The organism is Streptomyces sp. NPDC088766 (genome assembly GCF_044750845.1).
Taxonomy (GTDB): domain Bacteria; phylum Actinomycetota; class Actinomycetes; order Streptomycetales; family Streptomycetaceae; genus Streptomyces.
Genome location: NZ_JBIVKQ010000005.1, coordinates 69687 through 90830 on the forward strand (window position 1 = coordinate 69687; position 21144 = coordinate 90830).

Annotated in this window: 16 protein-coding genes and 1 pseudogene; 9 read left to right on the plus strand and 8 right to left on the minus strand. The window is 69.9% G+C overall.

Translation table 11 applies throughout. The annotated features are described in order from the left end of the window. Nucleotides 1–12 precede the first annotated feature (12 nt). From mmsA to ACIP5W_RS09415, 6 genes are all read left to right on the plus strand, one after another. Nucleotides 13–1563, plus strand: a complete 1551-nt coding sequence (gene mmsA, locus ACIP5W_RS09390) for a multiple monosaccharide ABC transporter ATP-binding protein (RefSeq protein ID WP_401469195.1) — start codon at nt 13–15, stop codon at nt 1561–1563. Further along, complete coding sequence (gene mmsB, locus ACIP5W_RS09395) at nt 1560–2804, plus strand: multiple monosaccharide ABC transporter permease (RefSeq protein WP_401469198.1); 1245 nt, start codon at nt 1560–1562, stop codon at nt 2802–2804. The genes mmsA and mmsB overlap by 4 nt, the downstream gene beginning before the upstream one ends. 60 nt (nt 2805–2864) lie before the next feature. Next, entirely contained in the window at nt 2865–4034 is a 1170-nt protein-coding gene (locus ACIP5W_RS09400) for an aldose epimerase family protein (protein ID WP_401469201.1), read from the plus strand. Between the two features lie 247 nt (nt 4035–4281). Further along, complete coding sequence (locus tag ACIP5W_RS09405; RefSeq protein WP_401469204.1) at nt 4282–5970, plus strand: pyridoxal phosphate-dependent aminotransferase; 1689 nt, start codon at nt 4282–4284, stop codon at nt 5968–5970. A gap of 417 nt (nt 5971–6387) precedes the next feature. After that, nucleotides 6388–7608 carry a right-handed parallel beta-helix repeat-containing protein gene (locus ACIP5W_RS09410; RefSeq protein ID WP_401469207.1) on the plus strand — a complete coding sequence of 407 codons (1221 nt, stop codon included), beginning with the start codon at nt 6388–6390 and terminating at the stop codon, nt 7606–7608. A gap of 163 nt (nt 7609–7771) precedes the next feature. Beyond that, nucleotides 7772–8533 carry an intradiol ring-cleavage dioxygenase gene (locus tag ACIP5W_RS09415; protein WP_401469210.1) on the plus strand — a complete coding sequence of 254 codons (762 nt, stop codon included), beginning with the start codon at nt 7772–7774 and terminating at the stop codon, nt 8531–8533. On the opposite strand, the gene ACIP5W_RS09420 is transcribed toward ACIP5W_RS09415, so the two are convergent. The 6 genes and pseudogenes from ACIP5W_RS09420 to ACIP5W_RS09445 form a co-directional block, all read right to left on the minus strand. After that, nucleotides 8511–10679 (minus strand): PP2C family protein-serine/threonine phosphatase, encoded by a 2169-nt coding sequence (locus ACIP5W_RS09420; RefSeq protein ID WP_401469213.1) that lies wholly within the window; start codon nt 10677–10679, stop codon nt 8511–8513. The genes ACIP5W_RS09415 and ACIP5W_RS09420 overlap by 23 nt on opposite strands. Before the next feature lie 687 nt (nt 10680–11366). Then, a complete protein-coding gene (locus tag ACIP5W_RS09425) occupies nt 11367–12377 on the minus strand; it encodes a recombinase family protein (RefSeq protein WP_401469216.1) in 1011 nt (336 codons plus the stop codon). Between the two features lie 948 nt (nt 12378–13325). Beyond that, nucleotides 13326–14549 (minus strand): hypothetical protein, encoded by a 1224-nt coding sequence (locus tag ACIP5W_RS09430; RefSeq protein ID WP_401469219.1) that lies wholly within the window; start codon nt 14547–14549, stop codon nt 13326–13328. A 279-nt stretch (nt 14550–14828) separates the two neighbouring features. Then, a pseudogene (locus ACIP5W_RS09435) lies at nt 14829–15386 on the minus strand (MerR family transcriptional regulator); the annotation flags it as partial. 131 nt (nt 15387–15517) lie between these two features. Continuing rightward, on the minus strand, nt 15518–15997 hold the full coding sequence (locus ACIP5W_RS09440; protein ID WP_401469222.1) for an aldehyde dehydrogenase family protein: 480 nt from the start codon (nt 15995–15997) through the stop codon (nt 15518–15520). Between the two features lie 290 nt (nt 15998–16287). Next, complete coding sequence (locus ACIP5W_RS09445; RefSeq protein ID WP_401469225.1) at nt 16288–17256, minus strand: zinc-binding alcohol dehydrogenase family protein; 969 nt, start codon at nt 17254–17256, stop codon at nt 16288–16290. Nucleotides 17257–17519: 263 nt separating this feature from the next. On the opposite strand from ACIP5W_RS09445, the gene ACIP5W_RS09450 reads away from it, so the two are divergent. Further along, nucleotides 17520–18176, plus strand: coding sequence for a TetR family transcriptional regulator (locus ACIP5W_RS09450; protein WP_401469227.1), 657 nt, complete (start codon nt 17520–17522; stop codon nt 18174–18176). A gap of 116 nt (nt 18177–18292) precedes the next feature. Here the strand turns inward: ACIP5W_RS09450 and ACIP5W_RS09455 are convergent, their stop codons facing one another. Beyond that, nucleotides 18293–18772 carry an ATP-binding protein gene (locus ACIP5W_RS09455; RefSeq protein ID WP_401469230.1) on the minus strand — a complete coding sequence of 160 codons (480 nt, stop codon included), beginning with the start codon at nt 18770–18772 and terminating at the stop codon, nt 18293–18295. Nucleotides 18773–18899: 127 nt separating this feature from the next. Here ACIP5W_RS09455 and ACIP5W_RS09460 point away from each other — a divergent pair, with 127 nt between their 5' ends. Together ACIP5W_RS09460 and ACIP5W_RS09465 are read left to right on the plus strand one after the other, a co-directional pair. Continuing rightward, nucleotides 18900–19742: a Scr1 family TA system antitoxin-like transcriptional regulator gene (locus tag ACIP5W_RS09460; protein WP_401469748.1), complete on the plus strand. Its 843-nt coding sequence runs from the start codon at nt 18900–18902 to the stop codon at nt 19740–19742. Then, entirely contained in the window at nt 19739–19921 is a 183-nt protein-coding gene (locus ACIP5W_RS09465) for a DUF397 domain-containing protein (protein ID WP_401469233.1), read from the plus strand. Before ACIP5W_RS09460 ends, ACIP5W_RS09465 begins: the two co-directional genes overlap by 4 nt. Before the next feature lie 48 nt (nt 19922–19969). Here the strand turns inward: ACIP5W_RS09465 and ACIP5W_RS09470 are convergent, their stop codons facing one another. Further along, nucleotides 19970–20620, minus strand: a complete 651-nt coding sequence (locus ACIP5W_RS09470) for a DUF4360 domain-containing protein (RefSeq protein ID WP_401469236.1) — start codon at nt 20618–20620, stop codon at nt 19970–19972. Between the last annotated feature and the right edge of the window lie 524 nt (nt 20621–21144).

Here is a 21144-nt window from a genome sequence, read left to right on the forward strand (position 1 = left end):
GAAGGCACGACCATGGCGGGACCCGTCCTGGAAATGCGCTCGATCGTCAAGACCTTTCCCGGTGTCAAGGCGCTGTCGGACGTCTCACTGACCGTCCGGCAGGGCGAGGTCCACGCCATCTGCGGGGAGAACGGCGCCGGCAAGTCCACCTTGATGAAGGTGCTCTCCGGCGTCCATCCGCACGGAAGCTACGAGGGCGAGATCCTCTTCGAAGGAGAGGTCTGCCAGTTCAAGGACATCAGGGCGAGCGAGCAGCACGGCATCGTGATCATCCATCAGGAGCTGGCGCTGGTGCCGTTCCTGTCGCTGGCGGAGAACATCTTCCTCGGCAACGAGCACGCCAAGCGCGGGCTGATCGACTGGAACCAGACCCTGCGGCACGCCTCCGAGCTGCTGCGCCGGGTCGGTCTGAGCGATCACCCCGAGACCCGCGTCGCCGACATCGGCGTGGGCAAGCAGCAGTTGGTGGAGATCGCCAAGGCGCTGTCGAAGGAGGTGAAGCTGCTCATCCTCGACGAGCCGACCGCGGCTCTCAACGACGAGGACAGCGGCAAACTCCTCGACCTGATCCTGGAGTTGAAGAACCAGGGCATCACCTCGATCATCATCTCCCACAAGCTGAACGAGATCCGCAAGGTCGCCGACTCGGTGACGATCATCCGCGACGGGCGGTCCATCGAGACCCTCGACGTGAAGGCCGCGGACACCACCGAGGACCGGATCATCTCCGGGATGGTGGGCCGCGACCTGGACCACCGCTTCCCCGAGCGGACCCCGCACGAGGCCGAGCAGGGCGCGGCCCCGGCCCTGGAGATCCGCAACTGGACCGTGCACCACCCGATCGACCAGCAGCGCAAGGTGGTCGACGACGTGTCGATCCACGTGCGGCGCGGGGAGATCGTCGGCATCGCGGGCCTGATGGGCGCCGGCCGCACCGAACTCGCGATGAGCGTCTTCGGGCGGACGTACGGCCGGCACGCCGCCGGCACGGTCCTCAAGGACGGCGAGGAGATCCGTACCAAGACCGTCCCCGAGGCGGTCAAGCACGGGATCGCGTACGTCACCGAGGACCGCAAGCACTACGGCCTCAACCTCATCGACACCATCAACCGCAACATCTCGCTCAGCGCGCTGGGCAAGGTCGCGAGGCGCGGTGTGGTCGACGAGCACGAGGAGCGGCAGGTCGCCGAGCGGTACCGCAAGTCCATGAACATCAAGGCGCCGACCGTCTTCGAACCGGTGGGCAAGCTGTCGGGCGGCAACCAGCAGAAGGTCGTCCTCAGCAAGTGGATCTTCGCGGGTCCCGACGTGCTGATCCTGGACGAGCCCACGCGCGGCATCGACGTGGGCGCCAAGTACGAGATCTACACGGTCATCGACAAGCTGGCCGCCGAGGGCAAGGCGGTCGTCTTCATCTCCTCCGAGCTGCCGGAGCTGCTCGGCATGTGCGACCGCATCTACACGATGGCCGCGGGGCGGCTGACGGGTGAGTTCCCGCGTGCCGAGGCCACGCAGGAATCGCTGATGCGTCAGATGACGAAGGACAAAGAGGTAACCCGATGAGCACGGATGTGACCGCCAAGAGCCCGGCCCCCGCGCCGCCCGGCAAGAGCGGGGGCGCGGCGGGCGAGGGCCTGCTCCAGCTGATGCTGGACGGCATGCGCCGCAACATGCGGCAGTACGGCATGCTGATCGCCCTCGGCCTGATCGTGGCGCTGTTCGCGGTGTGGACCGACGGCGACCTGCTGCTGCCGCGCAACGTCTCCAACCTGGTGCTGCAGAACAGCTACATCCTGATCCTCGCGATCGGCATGATGCTCGTCATCATCGCGGGCCACATCGACCTGTCGGTCGGCTCGCTGACCGCGTTCGTCGGTGCCTTCGCGGCCGTACTGACGGTGCAGCACGACGTCTCCTGGCCCGTCGCCGTGGTGCTGTGCCTGGTCGTGGGCGCCGTGGCGGGCTCGGTGCAGGGATTCTTCATCGCCTACCTCGGCATACCGTCGTTCATCGTCACCCTCGCCGGGATGCTGACCTTCCGCGGTGTCACGGAGATCCTGCTGGAGGGGCAGACCCTCGGCCCGTTCCCGCAGGGGCTGCAGAAGATCGGCAACGGGTTCCTGCCGGAGACCGGCCCCGAGACCAACTACCACAACCTCACCCTGCTGCTGGGCATCGTCCTGATCGCGTTCGTGGTCCTCCAGGAGATCCGGGACCGCAAGCGCCAGCAGGAGTTCTCGCTGGAGATCCTGCCGCGCAACATCTTCCTGCTGAAGCTCGTCGCGATCGTCTCCGCGCTGCTCGTCGTGACCCTGCTGCTCGCCAGCTACAAGGGCGCGCCGATCGTGCTGATCATCCTGGGCCTGCTGGTGGTCGGCTACGGCTACGTGATGCGCAACTCGATCTTCGGCCGGCACATCTACGCGATCGGCGGCAACCTGCCGGCCGCGAAGCTGTCCGGCGTCAAGGACAAGAAGGTCACCTTCTACGTCTTCCTGAACATGGGCGTGCTCGCGGCCCTGGCGGGTCTGGTGGTCGCCGCCCGCCTCAACGCGGCCTCTCCGAAGGCGGGCCTGAACTACGAACTCGAGGCCATCGCCTCGGCGTTCATCGGTGGCGCGTCCATGAGCGGCGGTGTCGGAACCGTCCTCGGCGCGATCATCGGCGGTCTCGTCCTCGGCGTGCTGAACAACGGCATGAACCTCCTGAGCGTCGGCACCGACTGGCAACAGGTCATCAAGGGCCTCGCCCTGCTGGCCGCGGTCGGGTTCGACGTGTGGAACAAGCGCAAGTCCGGTTCGTAAGTCAGTTTCGGGCCCCGTCAAAGCAGCCGGCGGGGCCCGCCCTTATCGAGGGAGCCGCACATGGAACTGAACCGACGCACGGTCATCGCGGGAGCCGCGGCCGCGGGCATCGCCGCGAGCACGCTCGGCGGAACGGCACACGCCGGCGACGGCACCGCTCACTCCACCGACGGCAGAACGCCGGTGCGCAAGCTGTTCGGCACGCTCGCCGACGGCACCGAGGTGCACAGCTGGTCCCTGTCCAACGGCGGCACCCGCCTGAAGGTCCTCTCCTACGGCGGGATCGTCCAGTCGCTGGAGATCCCCGACCGGCACGGCCGCCACGCGAACGTCTCCCTCGGCTTCGACAACCTCGAGGACTACGTCGCCAAGTCACCGTACTTCGGCGCGCTGATCGGCCGCTTCGGCAACCGGATCGGCAAGGGCCGGTTCACGCTGGACGGCAGGGCCCACCAGATCGACGTCAACGACGGCGCGAACACCCTGCACGGCGGCTCCAAGGGGTTCGACAAGCGGGTGTGGGACGTCGAGCCGTTCACCAAGGGCTCGGACGTCGGCCTGCACCTGTACTACACGAGCGTCGACGGGGAGATGGGCTACCCCGGCACGCTCAAGGTGAAGGTGACCTACACCCTCACCCGGCACGGCGACTGGCGCATCGACTACGAGGCCACCACCGACAAGGCCACCGTCGTCAACCTGACCAGCCACGTCTACTGGAACCTCGCCGGCGAGGACAGCGGCTCGATCCACGGCCACCAGCTGAAGATCGCCGGCTCCCGCTACACGCCCGTCGACTCGGGGCTGATCCCCACCGGCGAGCTGGCGAGGGTGGCCGGCACCCCCTTCGACTTCCGCCGCACCAAGACCGTGGGCGAGGACATCCGGGTCGCCCACCAGCAGCTGCTGTACGGCCAGGGCTTCGACCACAACTGGGTCCTCGACAAGGGGATCACGGCCCGTCCGGTGCCGGTGGCCACCCTGCGCGACCCCTCCTCGGGCCGCAGGATGACGATCTCCACCACCGAGCCCGGTCTCCAGTTCTACTCGGGCAACTTCCTCGACGGCACGCTCGTCGGCAGCGGCGGCACCGTCCACCGCCAGGGCGACGCGCTCTGCCTGGAGACGCAGCACTTCCCCGACTCGCCGAACAAGCCGTCGTTCCCCTCGACGGTGCTGCGGCCCGGGCAGACGTACCGCACGACGACGGTCCACTCCTTCGACAGCTGATACGTCAGACAGCCGATACGACCGACAGCCGATACGTCAGACAGCTGATGCGCCGTCACCGGCGGTCCGCCCCCGACCGGCGGCCGCGTCCTCACCGCCGGCGCACGACTTCCCACCGATTCCCCGGCGGTTGAACGGCGCCACCGCGGTATCCGTATGAAGAGGTGGCCCGCGCTCCCCCGCGCGGGCCACCCACATGACGACGGACCCGGTCGTCCCCGCCGGGTCCGCCCCATACGGAGGTTCCATGGCCGACAACGTCACCTCGTTGTTCCGCAGCACCGCCGCGCACAGCCCGTCGATGGCGGCGCTGACGCGGGAGGGCGGCGACGGGGGCGGCCCGGTGGACTTCTGCATCCCCTGCAACCCGTACTTCCCCACGCCGCAGATGTTCGACGACATGGCCTCCCGGCTGCGGGACATCATCACGTACTACCCGAGCAGCGCCGACACGATCACCGCCGAGCTGTGCAGCCTGCTCCAGCTCCCGCCGCAGGCGGTCGCGATGGGCAACGGCTCCACCGAGCTGATCACCTGGATCGACCACCTGCTGGTGCGCGAGTCCCTCGCCGTCCCCGTCCCCACCTTCGGCCGCTGGACCGACCAGCCCATGGAGACCGGCAAGCGGGTCGACATGTTCCCGCTCCAGGAGTCCAGCGGCTTCGCGCTGGACCTCGCGCAGTACGCCGAGTTCATCCGCTCGCGCGGCACCCGCGTCGCCGTCATCTGCAACCCCAACAACCCCGACGGCGGGTTCCTGCACAAGCACGCCATCGTGCAGTTCATGGACGCGATGGCCGACCTGGACCTGGTCATCGTCGACGAGTCGTTCCTGGAGTTCGCCGACGCGGAGAGCGAACCCTCGGTGGTCCAGGAGGCGATGCTCCGCCCGAACGTCATCGTCCTGCGCAGCCTCGGCAAGAACTTCGGCCTGCACGGCATCCGCTTCGGCTACCTCGTCGCCAACCCGGCCCTGGCCGGCCGCGTCCGCTCCATGCTGCCCAAGTGGAACCTCAACTCCTTCGCCGAACACGTGGTGTTCATGCTGAAGGAGCACGGCCCCGAGTACGCGCAGAGCCTGATGCAGGTACGCCGCGACCGCCTCGACATGGCCAGCCAGCTCTCCGCGCTGCCCGGCCTGACCGTCTACCCCTCCCAGGGGAACTTCCTCTTCGTACGCCTTCCCGTGGGCGCCGAGGGGACGGTCGTCCGCGACCGGCTGCTCACCGAGCACCGGATCCTGGTCCGCGAGTGCGGCAACAAGATCGGATCCTCCAGCCGCTTCCTGCGGCTCGTGGTGCGCCCCCAGGTGGACGTGCGTCGCCTGGTGTCCGGCCTGGAACAGGTGCTCTACGGGACCAGGAGGGGAGCCGCCGTACCGGAGCTGGGCAACGGGACCGGCTACAGCTCGGGTACGGCGGCGGTGGACCGGCTGGTGGGAGCGACGAACGGGGCGGGCCTGCAGGGGCTCGCGGCGCAGGCGCAGGCACTGGGCGGCGGGGCGCCGATGCCTCTGCCGACTCCGACTCCAACTCCGGCGCCGGCCCCTGCGCCGCAGCCGGTGCCGGTGCCGGTGCCGGCTGCGGCGCAGGTGTTCCCGCAGTCGGTTCCGGCACCGGCATCGGCGCCGGCGCCGATGCCCGCGGCGGCCGCCATGGCTCCGGTGCCGATGCCGATGCAGATGCCCGCGCCCGCGGTGGCCGCTCCGGCGGCGGCGATGGAGCCTCGGACGGCACCGGCGACGGCTGCTCCGGCTGCCCCGGCCGCCGGGCCGATGGGTGGGCCCGGCGGGCCGACCCCGCCGGGTGTGCCGGCCCGCGGTGGCCTGACGGCCGCGCAGGTGCGGGGCACGAACGGGTTGTCGCCCGCGGCGACGACGGGCTGGCCGAACGCCCAGAACTGGCCCAGTCCGGCGGGAATGGGCCAGGCGGGCTGACCCGGGGGACGTCGGCGGATCCGGCGGCAGCCGTTCCGGTCGGCTGCGCCGGCTGGTGCGAGTGTGCCGTGACGCCGCGGGAGAAGAGGGAGACGTCCTCGGGCGCCTCTCCCACCGGTGACCGGGGTCGGAGGTTCCGTTCCCCCAGAAACCGCCGACCACGCCGGTCACCCCATGACGGTGAGCCTTGTTCCGCACTCCACGCTCCGCACTCCGCGGGACCCCGGCCTCGGGGCGGCCGGCGGAAGGGTAGCCGACCGATCCCCCGCAGGTTCATCCATGTGAAGAGTGAACACGTACATAACTATTGACGTGTCCTGGTCCAGATCCTAGTTTCGGCTCAGAAAGCGCTTTCTCAACTGTGTTCCGTGTTCCGTGTCCCGTGTCCCGTGCAGAGCCGCACCTTGGAGACGAACCATGCGCCTGAAGCCCGTCATCCGGTCCGCCGGCCTCCTCGCCGGATTACTCGTCGCGTCCTCCGTGGGGAGCGCGCACGCCACACCCGCCCACCTCGCCCTGGAGGGCGACGCTCAGGTCCTGGCGAGCGACCTGTACGTGGCGGGCAACGGCAGTGACAGCAACCCGGGGACCCTCGCAGCCCCGTTGAAGACGATCCAGCGCGCGGTGGACCTGGCGCAGGCGGGCACCACGATCCAGGTCCGGGGTGGAACGTACGCACCGACCACGAACATCCGGCTGCTCAAGAGCGGCACGGCGAGCCAGCCCATCACGATGCGGAACTACAACGGCGAACGCGTGGTCATCGACGGCGAGAACATGCCGTACACCCCGGGAGCGGTGGGCTCGAGCATCCCCCGGATCGAGCGCGGGGCCGTCCACATCGAGGGCGAGTACTGGCGGCTGACCGGACTGGAGATCGTCCACGGGCCCTACGGGGTGTTCGGCCTGGACACGAGCCACAACGTCTTCGACCGCCTCGTCACCCGGGACAACTACGAGTCGGGGTTCCACCTCCAGGGCGCTTCCGGCGACAACCAGATCCTGAACCTGGACAGCTACGGCAACCGCGATCCGCGGAAGAACGGGGAGAGCGCCGACGGGCTGGCCATCAAGGAAGGCTCCGGGAGCGGGAACGTGGTGCGCGGCGCCCGGTTGTGGAACAACGCCGACGACGGCCTGGACTTCTGGATGTTCGACAGCTCGCCGATCCTCGTCGAGAACACCCTCGCCTGGGGCAACGGGTTCAACCGGTGGAACCTGCCCGACTACCAGGGCGACGGCAACGGGTTCAAGATGGGCGGCAACGGTGTGGCCGCCGACCACACCGTGCGCAACAGCATGGCCTGGGGCAACTCCGCCGGCGGCTTCGTCGACAACAACAACCCGGGCAAGATGAAGATCGACCACTGCACCGCGTGGAGCAACACCAAGGCCGGGTTCGACTTCAGCCGCTCCTCCAGCACGCTGACCAAGAACCTGGCGGTGGCCAACGGCAGCAACGTCTCGCTGGGCTCGAACTCCACCGGGAGCGGCAACTCCTGGAACACCGGCGGCACATGGTCACTCGTCAGTACCGACGCGAGCACCATCACCGGGGCCAGGACAGCCGCCGGCGCCATCCCGTCCTCCACCTTCCTGCGCCCGGCGAACGGCGCGGACGCCGGAGCACGGTTCTGAGCGACCTCCCCCGGAGAAGTCCAGGGGCTCGCCGAGAGTTCGAGGCCGCGGAGGGAGCTGCCGAGGGCCCGGCGAGCCCGATGTCCGGCAAATGACTTGACGGTCCGTCACTTTGCCCGACTGACAGCTCCCCGACAGGAACGCTCCCTACGGTGCCGTGTTCATGACAGACACCTCAGGAGTACCCCGTCCCGTCGGACGCCGGACCGTGCTGATCGCCACCGGCGCCACCGCCGCCACCCTGGCCGTGGGTGCGGCCGCCGCCCCCGGAGCGCCGGCCGCGCCGGACACCGCCCCCGTGGCCGCGGCGGCCGTGTGCACCCTCACGAAGGAGATGACCGAAGGCCCCTACCACCTCGACGGACAGTACGTCCGCGCCGACATCACCGAAGGCAAGGCGGGCATCCCGCTGAAGCTGAACCTCACCGTCGTCGACGACGACACCTGCGTGCCGCTCGCGGGCGCCCTGGTCGAGCTGTGGCACGCCGACGCGCTCGGCGAGTACTCCGGCTTCGTCGGCAACAACGGCCACGACGAGCCCGACGACGGCACCTTCCTGCGCGGCGGCGTGCTCACCGACGCCCGCGGCGTCGCGGCGATCACGACCGTCTACCCGGGCTGGTACCGGGGCCGCTGCGTCCACATCCACGTCAAGGTCCACACGAACGTCACCGTGACCTCGGACGGCCACTTCACCGGCGGCCAGGAGCTCCACACGGGTCAGCTCTTCTTCAACGAGACGGTCACGACCGCCGTCGCGCGCGTCTCGCCGTACTCGACGAACACGGTCACCCGCACCACCCTCGCCCAGGACTCCATCTACGACGAGGGCGGCGCCGCCTCGGGCCTGCTCACCCTCACCGCCCTGGGCAGCACCCCCGCCGCGGGCTACACCGGAACGCTCACCCTGGGCGTCGAACGCTGACCTCGACGCCGGACGTCACCGCGGGTGCGGTGGCGTCCGGCCGGCGGACGGTGTGGATCTTCTGTCCGGCGGGGCTTCGGCGCAGCAGGAGCAGGGCGCAGTCGTCCTCGGCGCGGGCGTCCGGCAGACAGCGGGTGGTGATGTGGTCGAGGGCCGGCGCGGCAGGCAGCGTGCCGGCCTGGGCGAAGGCGTCGTGCAGGAGGGCGCGGGCGTGGGCGGGGTCGGTGCCGGGCCGGTCGGTGAGCCCGTCGGTGTGGAGCAGCAGCTGGGCGCCGTCGGGGAGCCGGTGAAGCGTGGACGGATAGGTGCTGTCGGTGAAGATGCCCAGGGGCGGACCGCCGTCCGTGGCGAGTTCGCGCAGGCCGTCCCGGGGGCTGTACACGAGGGGCGCGGGGTGTCCTGCTGTGGCGCAGCGCATCTCGCCGGTGGCGGGTGAGAGGACGATCAGGCAGCAGGTGGCGGTGCGGGCACGTTCGGGATCGTTGTCGTTGTCCTCCGTGAGCAGCCGGTTGGTGTGGTGCAGCAGCTCGGTGGGGTCGTCGGTGAGCGCGGCGTAGGCGCGGATGGCGGTGCGCAGCCTTCCCATGAGGGATGCCGCCTGGGTGTCGTGTCCCTCGATGTCTCCTATGGCGAGCAGCAGGTCGCCGTCGCCGGTGGTGAAGGCGTCGTACCAGTCACCGCCGGCGTGGGCGCCCGCGGCCGCGGGCAGGTACAGGGCGGTCAGTTCGGTGTCCGGCAGGTGGGGCAGCGCGGGGGGAAGCAGGCCCTTCTGCAGTTCGACGGCGCGCGCGTGTTCCGCGTCCCAGGCGCGGCAGCGCTCCAGGGCACGTCCGAGCAGCCCGGCGGCCGCGATGAACAGTGCGTGGTCCTCGGCCGTGAAGGCGTGGGGCCGGATGAAGGACAGCATGCAGGCCGCCGGCCGTGCGTCGGGGTCGGACAGGGGGATCGGCAGGGCGGCCCAGGCCTGCCGGTCCAGGAGGGGGGCGGTGTTGACGTAGTGCGGGTAGGCCGCGATGAGCTCGTCGTGGGAGGCGATGAACACGGTGCGGTGCTCGCGCAGGGCGTCGGTGAGGGGGGCACTCGTGCTCAGCGCGATGCCACGGAGGGCGTCGAGGTGTTGCTGCCCGTGGCTGGTCAGTACGTGCAGGCGCTCGTCGGCGGCTTCGGCGAGCACGATGGCGTCGGCGCCGAAGACGGCCAGCACGTCACACGCGGCTGCGGCCAGTTCGCTGGTGCTGCCGACCGACGCGCACGCGGAGGCGAGGGCGCGTATCTGTTCGGCGCGCCGCATCTGCCGGTGCATGCGGGTCTCGCGCCGGACGGCATCGTCCGTGTCGACGGTGATGTCGGTGACGTGGCCGGTCAGCACCACCCGGTCGCGGGCGTCCGTACCGCGGGAACAGCGGGCCTGGAGCGTGCGTTCCCCCTCGGTTCCGACGACGCGGTAGACGACCTCGTACGTGCCGGGCCCGGTCGCCACCTGCGCGAGAAGGCGCCGGGCCTGCGGCAGGTCCGCAGGCGGGAGTGCCGCCAGGGCCGCGGACAGTGGATGCCGGCCCGGCCCGGGCAGTGCGTGCAGGTCGGCGAAGACGCTGTCGGCGGTGATGTCCTGATCGGCCAGGTCCAGGACGAAGGCACCCCGCTCGATCTCGCGCAGCCGGGGCAGCGCGTCGGCCCGGTGCGGTCCCGGCAGGGCGGCCAGGGCGTCGGAGACGTCTTCCGCGACCGCCGACAGGAACGCCTCCTCGGCGGCGGTGAAGGGCTCCGGTCCCGGCCTCAGGGCAACCAGCGTGCCCTGGGACTTGCGCAGCGGCAGGGCTGCCGCGGCCGCCGGGGCGGTGGCCAGCGGCAGCGGATAGGGGCGTTCGAGCCCGTGACCGGTCCAGGTGTGACCCAGTGCCGCCGAGCAGACCGGCCAGCTGCCGGAGCGTTCCAGGGGCCGCAGCGGGGGCTCCCAGACGGAAGGCAGTCCGCTGATGCCACAGGGGAACAGGTGGCTGCCGTCCTCCTGGGAGAGCATGAGCGCCCAGCCCACCACCCCCAGCCAGGCGCACGAGCCGGCCAGCGACGCCGACATCTCCCACGCGCTGCCCGCCTCGCGCAGCCCGTACCGGACGCGGCTCAGCGCATCGGAGGGGATGTCCATGACGACACCTTCCACTACCAGATCTTCACGTCATCGACACTAAGTCCTGTGGACGGACGAACGATAGAAAAGTTCGTAAATATTACTTACTGCAATACTTTGGACATCGAAAAACAGGAGAGCCCGCTTTCTTCTTCCCCGTCAGCGCAATGACCGGATGCACCTGCGCATCGACAGGGCGCGGGAAACACCGGCCCGAAGCGGCCCTGGATCCTTTGAGGCGATGACGGCCCGGGGCCGGTCTCCCCGTCCGCCGGTCCGACCGGCAACGGGCCACGTACCCGCCTGCCCGGCGGGGACGAAAGGCCTTCGGTTGGTCCTCACTGAGAAAGTTGGTGGGCACCGCGCGCTCCTTGATCGTTTACGTGACTCGCGCGCGAGGGTCTCAGCCTCTCCAACTGCTTGTTCGGTGATCTTCCATTCCGGTCCGGATCATCACCGCATCTGGTGGGCAGACCCGCTGGCCGTGCATACCGGGGACTTCCGGCTGTACGGCCGGAAGGGAGGATTCTGGAGGTACGTCCAGGAGGAACCGGCGTTGCGGCCAGCGCGGCACCGAGCTACCGAAAGGCAGCAGGCATCACGCTTCATCCGCCCAGACGGCCTTCACTCCGTCCAACTGGATGTGCACGGTCCGGGACATCTCTCGGTATCCCCAGGGGGGTCACCGCTGAGCCGGCGCGCACCCTACGAGCAATGCTGCGCGAGGGTGTGGTGGCGGGGCTGCGGAACGTCGTCGCCCCGGCCCTCGGTTCGGAGGGCGGCGAAGTCGGCGTGCGCCGCCTCGACGGCCTCGGGGTACGTCTGGGTCTTCTCGTGCTCGGCGAGCGCCCGGTAGATGCTGGCGAGGCCGGGATTGTGGCCCTTGCGCTTGCCGGTGGCGATCCACAGGTCGGGGCGGATCTGCTCGACGGACTCGCCCAGCGCGCGCCGGCGGAGCACGGTGTGCAGCATGTCATCGGTGATGACCTGGGGCCGGCCACCGTGCTTGCCCTTGCGGGCTGCGGCGTCGAGCCCTTCCAGGGTCGACTCACGGATGTTCTCCCGCTCGGTCTCTGCCATCGCCGCGAAGAACGCGAACAGCAGCCTTCCCGCCCCGCTGGGGTCGTACATTCCCTGGAGGGGACCGGCGAGCATCTCCAGCACCAGGCCGTGGGCGGTGAGGTGGTCCGCAAGGGCTGTGAGTTCGGCGGCATCGCGGCCCAGTCGCTTCATCTCGTACACCGTGACGATGACCCGGCAGTGCGGGGCGTGGGCCTTGATCTCCCGGGCGGCCTGCAGCGCGGCCTCGAACTGCGGGCGCACCCGCACCCGGGTGCTGATCTTCTCGCTGAAGATCTTGTCCCTCGGGATGCCGTGCTTGGCCAGAGCATCCAACTGCGACTGGAGCTCTTGGCTCAGGTGCGAGCATCGCGCGTACCCGATGCGGATGTCCGCGCTGGGGGTGTCCGGGTCGATGGGCGCCGGGGGCGGGGTGCCGGGCCGCCACGACTGCCCCGGGCTCCGGTCGGCCGGTGTCGGCACCCGTAAGAGCTCGGCGAGCCGGGGCACCTTCGTGAACCGGCCGGCGTGGTAGGTGCCGGCGACCGCTCCGCCGCGCGAGCGGCACGGCGATCCGGGCTCGGCGCCGCGGCGGGGGCAGGGATGACGCTCGACTTCGTCCGCGTCGGTCGGGGAGGGCTCGTGAGGGTCCGCCATGGCCTCGGATCTCGACACAAACAATTCTCGGAAGGGAGCGACTCCCCTCTTTGCGTGAGAGCGGGTTCTGAGAATCAATCCGAGATCAACGGGGTCCCGGCAGCCCGTTCTCGATCTCGCTCTGGCAAAGGTTCGTTTGTGAGAATCATTGGCTGGGAGAGCCAGCCGGATTCGGCTGGCTCTCCCTCTCGCGAGATCTTGTCGCCCCACCGGAACAAGCCGATCCGCAGGAGTCGGGTCAGGTCTCGACCCGCTTCACGGTGATCTCGTACTGGTCCACGGCGCCCTCCCACTTGGCCACCAGCGGGCTGTCCTCCTCACTGGACTTGCGCGGACAGAAGGCGAGTTCGTCGGAGCGGGGGTCGCAGAACGCACGCAGGTGCGCTCGGAGACCAGCGTGTTCCACGGCTGTGATCGCTGCCTCCGTCGTCGCGGCTGTCTCCTCGCGCGGCACGAGGCTGTCGGGGTCCTCGCCCATGCCGGTGGCGACCCGGAGGGCGTCAAGGAGGGTGCCGTCCGACGCAATCCTGGCGTCCGTCAGTCGCCAGGTCTTCGCGAGCAGGTCCGGTGAGGTGAGGTCGACCCCGTGGTGTGCCGTCAGGCGCGCCAGATCGGCGCCCCTGACCTGAGGGTAGCGATCGGAGCCGGCCAGTTTGACAGCCGCCAGGCCTTCCTTGAAAGCGGCCGGGAACTCCGCCGCGTCGGTGTAGATCTCGAACAGTGACCGACTCGCGTCAAACCGAAGGTCCGGGTAGCCCACTTCGTCGAGCAGCAGCAGGTTCTCGTTGGTTATCGTCTCCCGGCCGGTGAGAGCGGCCGGCTCCAGCCAGACGGGATCCTTGTCGGCCCCGGTCTCGTAGAGCCAGTTGCCGCTGTAGCAGGCGGCGTATTCCGCGCCGGAATCGAAGTCCGCGAGGGGGTGGTTCAGCAGGACGCTGAAGGCCTGTGTCAGTGACGACTCCCAGTCATCACCGGTGGTGGGGTGGGGAGGTTGGACATCACGCTGACGACTTTCCTGGGTCGGGGCCGTGGCAACGGGGAACGGGCTCCACGGCACGGAGCGGTGGCGGGCCAGCACCGCCACATCCCGGCCGAACCCCACCACCAGCCGGCCATCCGCAGCAACAGCCACCGCGCCCACGTCCACGGGAAACACCAGCTCCGGCCCGGCCGGCCGGTGGCCAGGTCCCACACCCGCACCGTCTCATCGGAGCTGCCGGTGACGGCGACTGGCCGGCCGTCCACCACCCCCGTCGCGACAACGCGTACCGGCTCGGTGTGGCCGGTGAGGGGCTCACCGACCGGCCGGCCGGTGGCCAGGTCCCACACCCGCACCGTCTCACTGCCGTCGGCGACAACGGCGACTGGCCGGCCCTCCACCACCTCCGTCGCCACCGCCCACACCCCATAGGTGTGGCCGGTGATGGGCTCGCCGATTGGCCGGCCGGTGGCCAGGTCCCACACCCGCACCGTCTTGTTGTCGTGTTCGGCAACGACGACAGGCCGACCCTCCATCACTGCCGTCGCCTCAACGTGTATTGGCCCAGTGTGGTCAGTGAGGAACTCGCCGACGGTCCTGCCAGTGGCCAGGTCCCACACCCGCACCGTCCCGTCCCGGCTGCCGGTGACGGCGACAGACCGGCCCTCCATCACTGCCGTCGCCACTCCACCGGTGGCGAACGGCTCGCCGACAGGTCGGCCGGTGGCCAGGTCCCACACCCGCACCGTCTCACTGCCGTCGGCGACAACGGCGACTGGCCGGCCCTCCACCACCTCCGTCGCCACCGCACTCACTGTGTCCGCGTGGCCGGGGAGCGCGTGCTGGAAGCGAAGGTGGATCGTGCTGCTCGTTGCCCACTCCACTGCCCACCATGCGTCGGGTTTGCCTTCCACCGGCACGGAGGTGATGCGTGCCGCCAGTTCCCGGTCCCCGAACCGGGCGGCGTCCAGGGCCAGCAACTGCCGCCGCACCCCCGTACCGGCGTCACGGTGCAGATAGGCCGACTCGCGGTACACCGCCCCCGCCAACCGTGCGGCAGGCCCCGAGGCCGCATCCACCAGGCCCAGCACCTCATCCGGGTCGGCATTCACCAGAAACCCCGGATCCACCAATCGCCCGTCTGCAGCCCCGGCCCCATCAACGTTCAAATCATCCGACATACCCGCATCCAACCAGTCCCCACCGACACACCACCCCCAACCGACACCCCCCACCAAACGATTACGTAGCCAACCGCGTAGGACTACCGGTACCCCTCTTCGCGTGGCGGACGCCCTCGCCACCCGCCCACGACACCGATTCGCGCCTGCGACCTACCTGACCGCTGACGTGTGGCACGTCTCGCTCGCATTCCGGCCCCTCCCATCGCCACCCTGGTGGCCCGGATCACGGCCTGTCGAAACTTCTGACAGCAACACCGGTTTCCTGGTTCATTCCCACTCGGACCCCAACTCCTCGTCGCCGACCAGTTCGGCCGGCTCCACCCATGCGGCGACCTGCTCGCTGGACGGGTCCTCGGGGAGGTCGGGGGTGGCGGCGCGGACCATGGCCACCGCGGCCGGGTCGACGTCCTCCGCGCCGAAGGTGCCGGCGACGAAGTCGTCGACCAGACGCCGGCGTTCCTCGCCGGACAGTCGCGTGAGCCTGTGCATGAGCTTGGTCTCCTCGGGGTCGGACCCGCGTCCGGCCACGACTCGCAGGACGCTCCGGCGCAGTCGCAGCACCCGGATCCGGACGTCCACGGCGTCGGCCTGCGCGGCGGCGACCTCCGCCACCGAGAGCTCGCGGTCCAGGACCCGTCGGATCGTGGCCAGGTCCACGCCCAGCTCGCGCAGGGTGCGCAGGAGTTCCAGACGGAGCAGTGCGTCGAGGTCGTAGAGCCGGTAACCGGCGGGGCTTCGGGTGGTCGGCGCCACCAACCCCGAGTCGGAGCAGAACCGGATGGCTTTCACCGACAGGCCGGTTCGCCGGGAGAGCTCCCCGATCGGGTAGAGGGTCGTGACGTCCATGTCCCCCACTCTGGGGTCTCCCGTCACCGGAGACTCAAGCCCGTTCCCGGCGGGTCCCCGACCGGGGCGTCCTGCTCGACGCCGTGAACACCACGGGCATCGCGGGTGGGATCCGCGGACCGTACGGCGTCTCAGTCGGCGAAGACGGTGCGGGTCTCGAGGTAGGCCTGGAGGCCGTGGATGCCGAACTCGCGTCCGAAACCGGACATCTTGAAGCCGCCGAAGGGGCTGATCGGGTCGTCGACGAGCTCGTTGATCTCGAGCAGGTCCTGCACGAGGAGGAAGAAGTCGCGGGCCTGGCCGTCGATGTAGCCGGCGAAGAGAGGCGGGGCGCCGAACTCGGCGACGGTCGTCGCCACCAGTTCGTCCATGCGCTCGGTCAGCGCGTCGGCGATCCGCTGCAGGTACCGCTTGCGCTCCTCCAGGCTGGTGGTGGACCAGGCGGGAAAAGCCGCCTTGGCCGCGGCGATGGCCCGCTCGGCGTCCACGGCGTCACCGCGTGTGGAGCGTCCGATGAGTTCACCGGTCGCGGGGTTGTGCACGTCGACGGTCTCCTGACCGTGGGATTCGACGAAACGCCCGTTGATGAAGTGCTGGCTGACGATCTTCACGATGAGTCCTTTGTCGGAGGGAGGTTCTCGGGATCACTTCCGCACCGGGTCGTTCTCGACCGGGTGCCGCGGCTCGGCGGCGCGAGCGGAGGCGGAGAGGCGGGAAGGTGGGGAGGCGGAGAGGGAGCCGTCGTTCGGGCGGCGAGGGAGGTCGCCCGGCTTGTCGTGCCCCACCGGGGTGGCGGGCGACGGGCGGTGAACGGCGGGCGGTGGGGCACGGCAGGTCCCGACGGGCCCCGGGTGCGTTTCGCCGGCCGCGCCGAGGGGCGCCCGCGGCGCGTTCCGGGGTGTCAGACGGTGAGGACGATGCGGCCGGGGACTTCGCGGGCCTCGAGCCGGCGGTGCGCTTCCGCGGCTTCGGAGAGGGGGAGTTCGTCGACGCGCTGGGTCAGCCGGCCGTCGGCGAGGAGGGTGACGACGTGCGCGGCGGAGGGCCTTGCGGCGAAGGGGTCGGCCTGGAGGTAGGGGCCGACGGCGAAGCCGAGCATGCTCGCGTTCCTGCTCCACAGTTCGTCGCCGGTGACGGGGGCGTCCGGGGTGCGGGCGGCGTGGCCGAGGACGAGGATGCGGCCGAGCGGGGCCAGGACGTCCAGGCCGGCGGTGCGCAGCTCGCCGCCGACCGGGTCGACCACGACGTCGACGGGGCGGCCGTCCAGGGCCTTCACGAAGTGGTCGCTGGTGAGGACCTCGTCGTAGTCCAGGTGGTCGGTGTCGGCGATCCTGGCCCGCGAGCTGACGGTACCGGTGATGCGGGAGGCGCCCAGGGAGCGGGCGACGGCGGGGAAGGCGGCGGCCAGGCCTCCGGCGGCTCCGTGCACCAGTACGCTCTCGCCCTCCCGCAGGTGTGCCACGCGGGTGAGGGCCAGGTGGGCCGTGACGGCGTTGGGCAGGACCGCGACGGCCTGGGCCGGGTCCACGTCACTCCCCTTGAGGGAGACGGTCATCGCGGCTTCGGCCAGTGTCACGGTGGCGTACCCGCCCAGGCTCATCCGGGACAGGGTCACGACCGGCTCGCCGACCTGGAACCCGGTGACGCCTTCGCCCAGTTCGCGGACGGTTCCGGCGACCTCCAGGCCGGGCACGAACGGCGGCCGGGGGAAGCCTGGCCGGCCGGCCAGGTCGCCGCGGCGGAAGAGGACGTCGACGAGGCCGACCGCGGCGTGGCTGGTGTCGATGGCGATCTGCCCCGCTCCCGGCTTCGGGTCGGGCAGTTCCACCGGGACCAGGACCTCGGGCCCGCCGAATTCACTGATGGTCATCGCACGCATGGGAACGCTCCTGCTTCTCGGGCTGTGGGAGGGAGGGAAAGAGGAAGGGGGGAGGCCGCGGCAGGGCGCCGGGCACGGGGGCGGGGCCGGACATTCCCGCGGAACGGGCTCCTGAACTGCCGGGCACGCATCGCGGCGCCCGTCCGACACGGCCTGCGGACGAGGAGCCCGTCGTGTCCGCCTGCCACGACGACAATAACGCAATGGGCTTGCGTTGTACAACGCAAGCCCATTGCGTTGCTAACATCGATCACATGACGCAGCCGAACACCTTCCAGCGCGCCTACTCCCGCCACCACAAGGAGCAGCGGGCCGCCGACCTCATGGAGGCCGCCCGCTCCCTGGGCACCCGCGACGGCGTCCGCGCGGTCACCCTGACGGCGATCGCCGGCCATGCCGGCGTGCACGCCTCGGCGGTCCGCCGCTACTACTCCTCACGCGAGGAGATCCTGCTCAGCCTCGCCGAGGAGGGGTACCGCGACTGGTCGCAGGACGTCGCCGCGCGGTTGGCCGACCGCCGGGTCACCCCGGACGAACTGGCCCGCGCCCTGACCGCCTCACTCGCCGAGCGGCCGCTCTTCTGCGACCTGCTGACCCACGTTCCCCTCAATCTCGAACGCGAGGTCACCTACGAGCGCGTCCGCGCCTTCAAGACCGTCGCTCTCGGCAGCGTGGAGACCCTCGTCACCGCCATCGCCTCGGCCGGCGGACTCGACAGGGCGCAGGCGGGCGACCTGGTCATCGCGGTCATCGCCATGGCCGCACCCCTGTGGCAGGCCGCGCACCCCGCCGAAACCCTCACCCGTCTCTACGCGGAGGAGCCCTCGCTGGCCCACCTCGGCATCGCCTTCGAACCCACCCTCATCCGCCTGATCAGCATTCTGGCGGACGGCATGACCCGCCGGCCGTGACCACCGGCGGCCAGGGCCCGGCGACCGGGAGGACCGGGCCAGGACCCACCGGCCCGACATCCGCGGACAGCTCCCCGGGAACGAGGAAGCGCCTTGCGGCCGGTGCCCGACCCCCGTCAGGCGCCCGCCCGTCGCGCGATGCCGAGCCAGCCCGGTACGTCCACCTCCGCGCGGACCGTCTTGCCCGGCGCGGGCGCGCGGTCCAGCACCTCCCAGCGGGCGGCGACCGCGTCCACGAGCAGCAGCCCGCGCCCCGCCTCGCCGAGCGGACACGGCGGACGTACGGCACCGGGGCCGGGCGGACGCGGGCCCGTGCGGGTGTCCGTGACCTCGACCCGGACGCTTCCGGGGATCAGGAGGAGCCGCAGCTCGAAGTCCCTTCCCGGTACGCGGCCGTGCGTCACCGCGTTCGCCGCCAGCTCCGCCACGATCACCGCGACCGCGTCGGAGACGTCCGTGCCGTGCGGGACGCCCCAGCGTTCCAGCTGGTGCAGCGCGAGGTGCCTGGCCAGACGGGCGCCCCTCGGCGTGGCACTGAGCCGCTGCGTGAACACACGTACGGTGAACAGGGGTTGGGGGGTGGGACGTACTGTCATGCCGCCAATGTGACGGGCCGACAGGGGGGTTCACCAGGTCCGACCCGCGTACGCCGCGCGAGCGTACGCGGTCACCGGGTGGACAGTACTCGTCACGGGGCGTGACCATGGGGTGCGGGAGGTGACCATGGTGGTCGACGGGCAGGTGGGCACGGGCAGCGGCGAGCCGGAGTCGTCGGACAGTCTGCGGACGTTCGGCGCGGTGGTCCAGGCCCTGCGCGAGTTCAACGGGCTGAGCAGGGAGGAGTTCGGCGGGCTGGTGGGCTTCTCCAAGCACACGGTGGCCCCGGTGGAGTTGGGCAGGCGCATGCCGGACGTGGACTTCGTCGAGGCGGCGGAGGGGGTTCTGGGAAACACGGGGGCATTACGGCGCGCCGTGGAGCACCTCGTACGGCAACCGGGGCTGGCGGCTTGGTTTCGGCGGTGGGCTTCGATGGAGAAGCTGGCCATCGGCCTCTTCAACTACGAGTGCAGGATGATCCCCGGACTCTTGCAGACGGAGGCTTACGCACGACAACTGTTCGCCGACGAGTTGCCGCCGCTGGCGGACGAGCAGATCGAGGCCAACTGGGCAGCCAGGGCGGAACGGCAGAAGTTGCTGCGGGAACGTCCGAACACCGCCTTCAACTTCATCATCGAGGAACACGTATTGCTGCGGCAGACCGGGGGCATCGACGTCACCCGCGAAGCCATCGACCACTTGTTGAAGGTGGCGGAGTCGCGGAACGTAGAAGTCCAGGTCATGCCCCTCGTCCAGCCCTCCCACGCTGGGCTGCACGGCCCGATCGCCCTGCTGGAAACCCCTAAACACAAGTGGTTCGGATACAGCGAGGGCCAAGAGAGCGGGCACCTCATCTCCGACGCAAAAGGGATCAGCGTCCTCCAGAACAGGTATGCCAGGATTCGTTCACAGGCTCTCGCCATCCAGGATTCCGTGAGCCTGTTGCGACGGATGCGAGGAGACCTATGAGCACGTCCGAACTTGCCTGGTTCAAGAGCAGCTACAGCAGCGGTTCAGGCGACAACTGCATCGAGGTCGCCACCCTCCCCCACCACGTCCACGTCCGTGACTCCAAGGACAAGCGCGGTCCCCGGCTCACCCTCTCCCCCGCCGCCTGGGCGGAGTTCGTCGCCCACGCGGGCAGGTGAGCGCGAAGGGGCCGCCCGCACCCGCACGGGCGGTCCCTTCGGCTCACCTCACTTGCCCGGGCACTCCTTCCAGGCCATGTGGTAGACGGTGCTGATGTCGCCGTCGGTCGAGTCCATGGTCATGAAGCTGACCTTGCCCGGCGCCGAGGTGCCCGCGTTGACCCGCAGCTCGGTGTTGATGTTGAAGTTGCGCTGGACCCCGCAGGGCGCCCACACGAGCTGCGCCCAGTCCGTCGAGTCGGTCGCCTGCCAGTTGTCGTCGTAGGCGCCGCTGACGGTGTGGTTCTTGTACACCGTGCTGGACGAGCCCTGGAAGTAGTACGAGGCCCGCTGCACGGCGCTCGCGCCCGGCTGGAGCAGGGCGTAGCCCCGGTAGTCCGCGCTGGCGATGGCGTAGGTGAAGCCCTGCGGGACGTGGACGACGAGGTTGAGCTGGCAGTTCTTGCGGAATGCCGTGGGGTCGGAGTTGCCGCCGGCCTGGGCGAGGTAGTCGCTGTAGGTCACGGTGAAGGCCGTGTTGTCCTCGGAGACGGCGACGGCCGCGGTGCCCGCCGGGCAGCCGGAGCCGTTCACCGTGGCGACGTCGATGACGATCCTGTCCGGGGGCGGGTCGACGAACCCGGAGGACGGGTTGTGCGCGGGAATCGCGGAGGTGACGAGAGCGGCGACGGCACCGCTCAGAAGGAGCCCACCTGTCATGGTCTCTCCCTGGGATCGGGGGGTGGCTGCGTCCCGCCTGTCACACCAACTCTGTTAATTTCAAATGGAGTTGCTGTGAAGGGACGGGGCGTTCGCAGCGTAGGGAGACGCGCGGAGCGGGCCCAGACCGAACTCCGGCCATTCACCTCGACCCGTTCACACCGGCACCCCGTTCCGCCTCTTCTCTGTGACCGTTCCTGTTCAAACCGTTGACACCCGGCAAACCCCCTCCTAAGGTCACGCAAACATTTCCGACCTTGTGTCGAGATTTCGAACGGCGGAAGGCAAGCGCTCTGAGCACCACCGGAATCAGCACCCACGTGACCGGAATGCCGTAGCACGGCCCGACGTGCCCACAGGTGCACACCGGCAGAGGCATCACGAGTGTCGACGAGACCCGGATGCCGGGCCGCACCGCCGCACATCCTTCGATCTCACGCCGCGCCCTCTCCCCGCGGTCCGGTCCGTCCAGCGCGCCCGGACCCCGCAGGACGCCGGCGTACCTGGCTCCCTCAACGACGAGA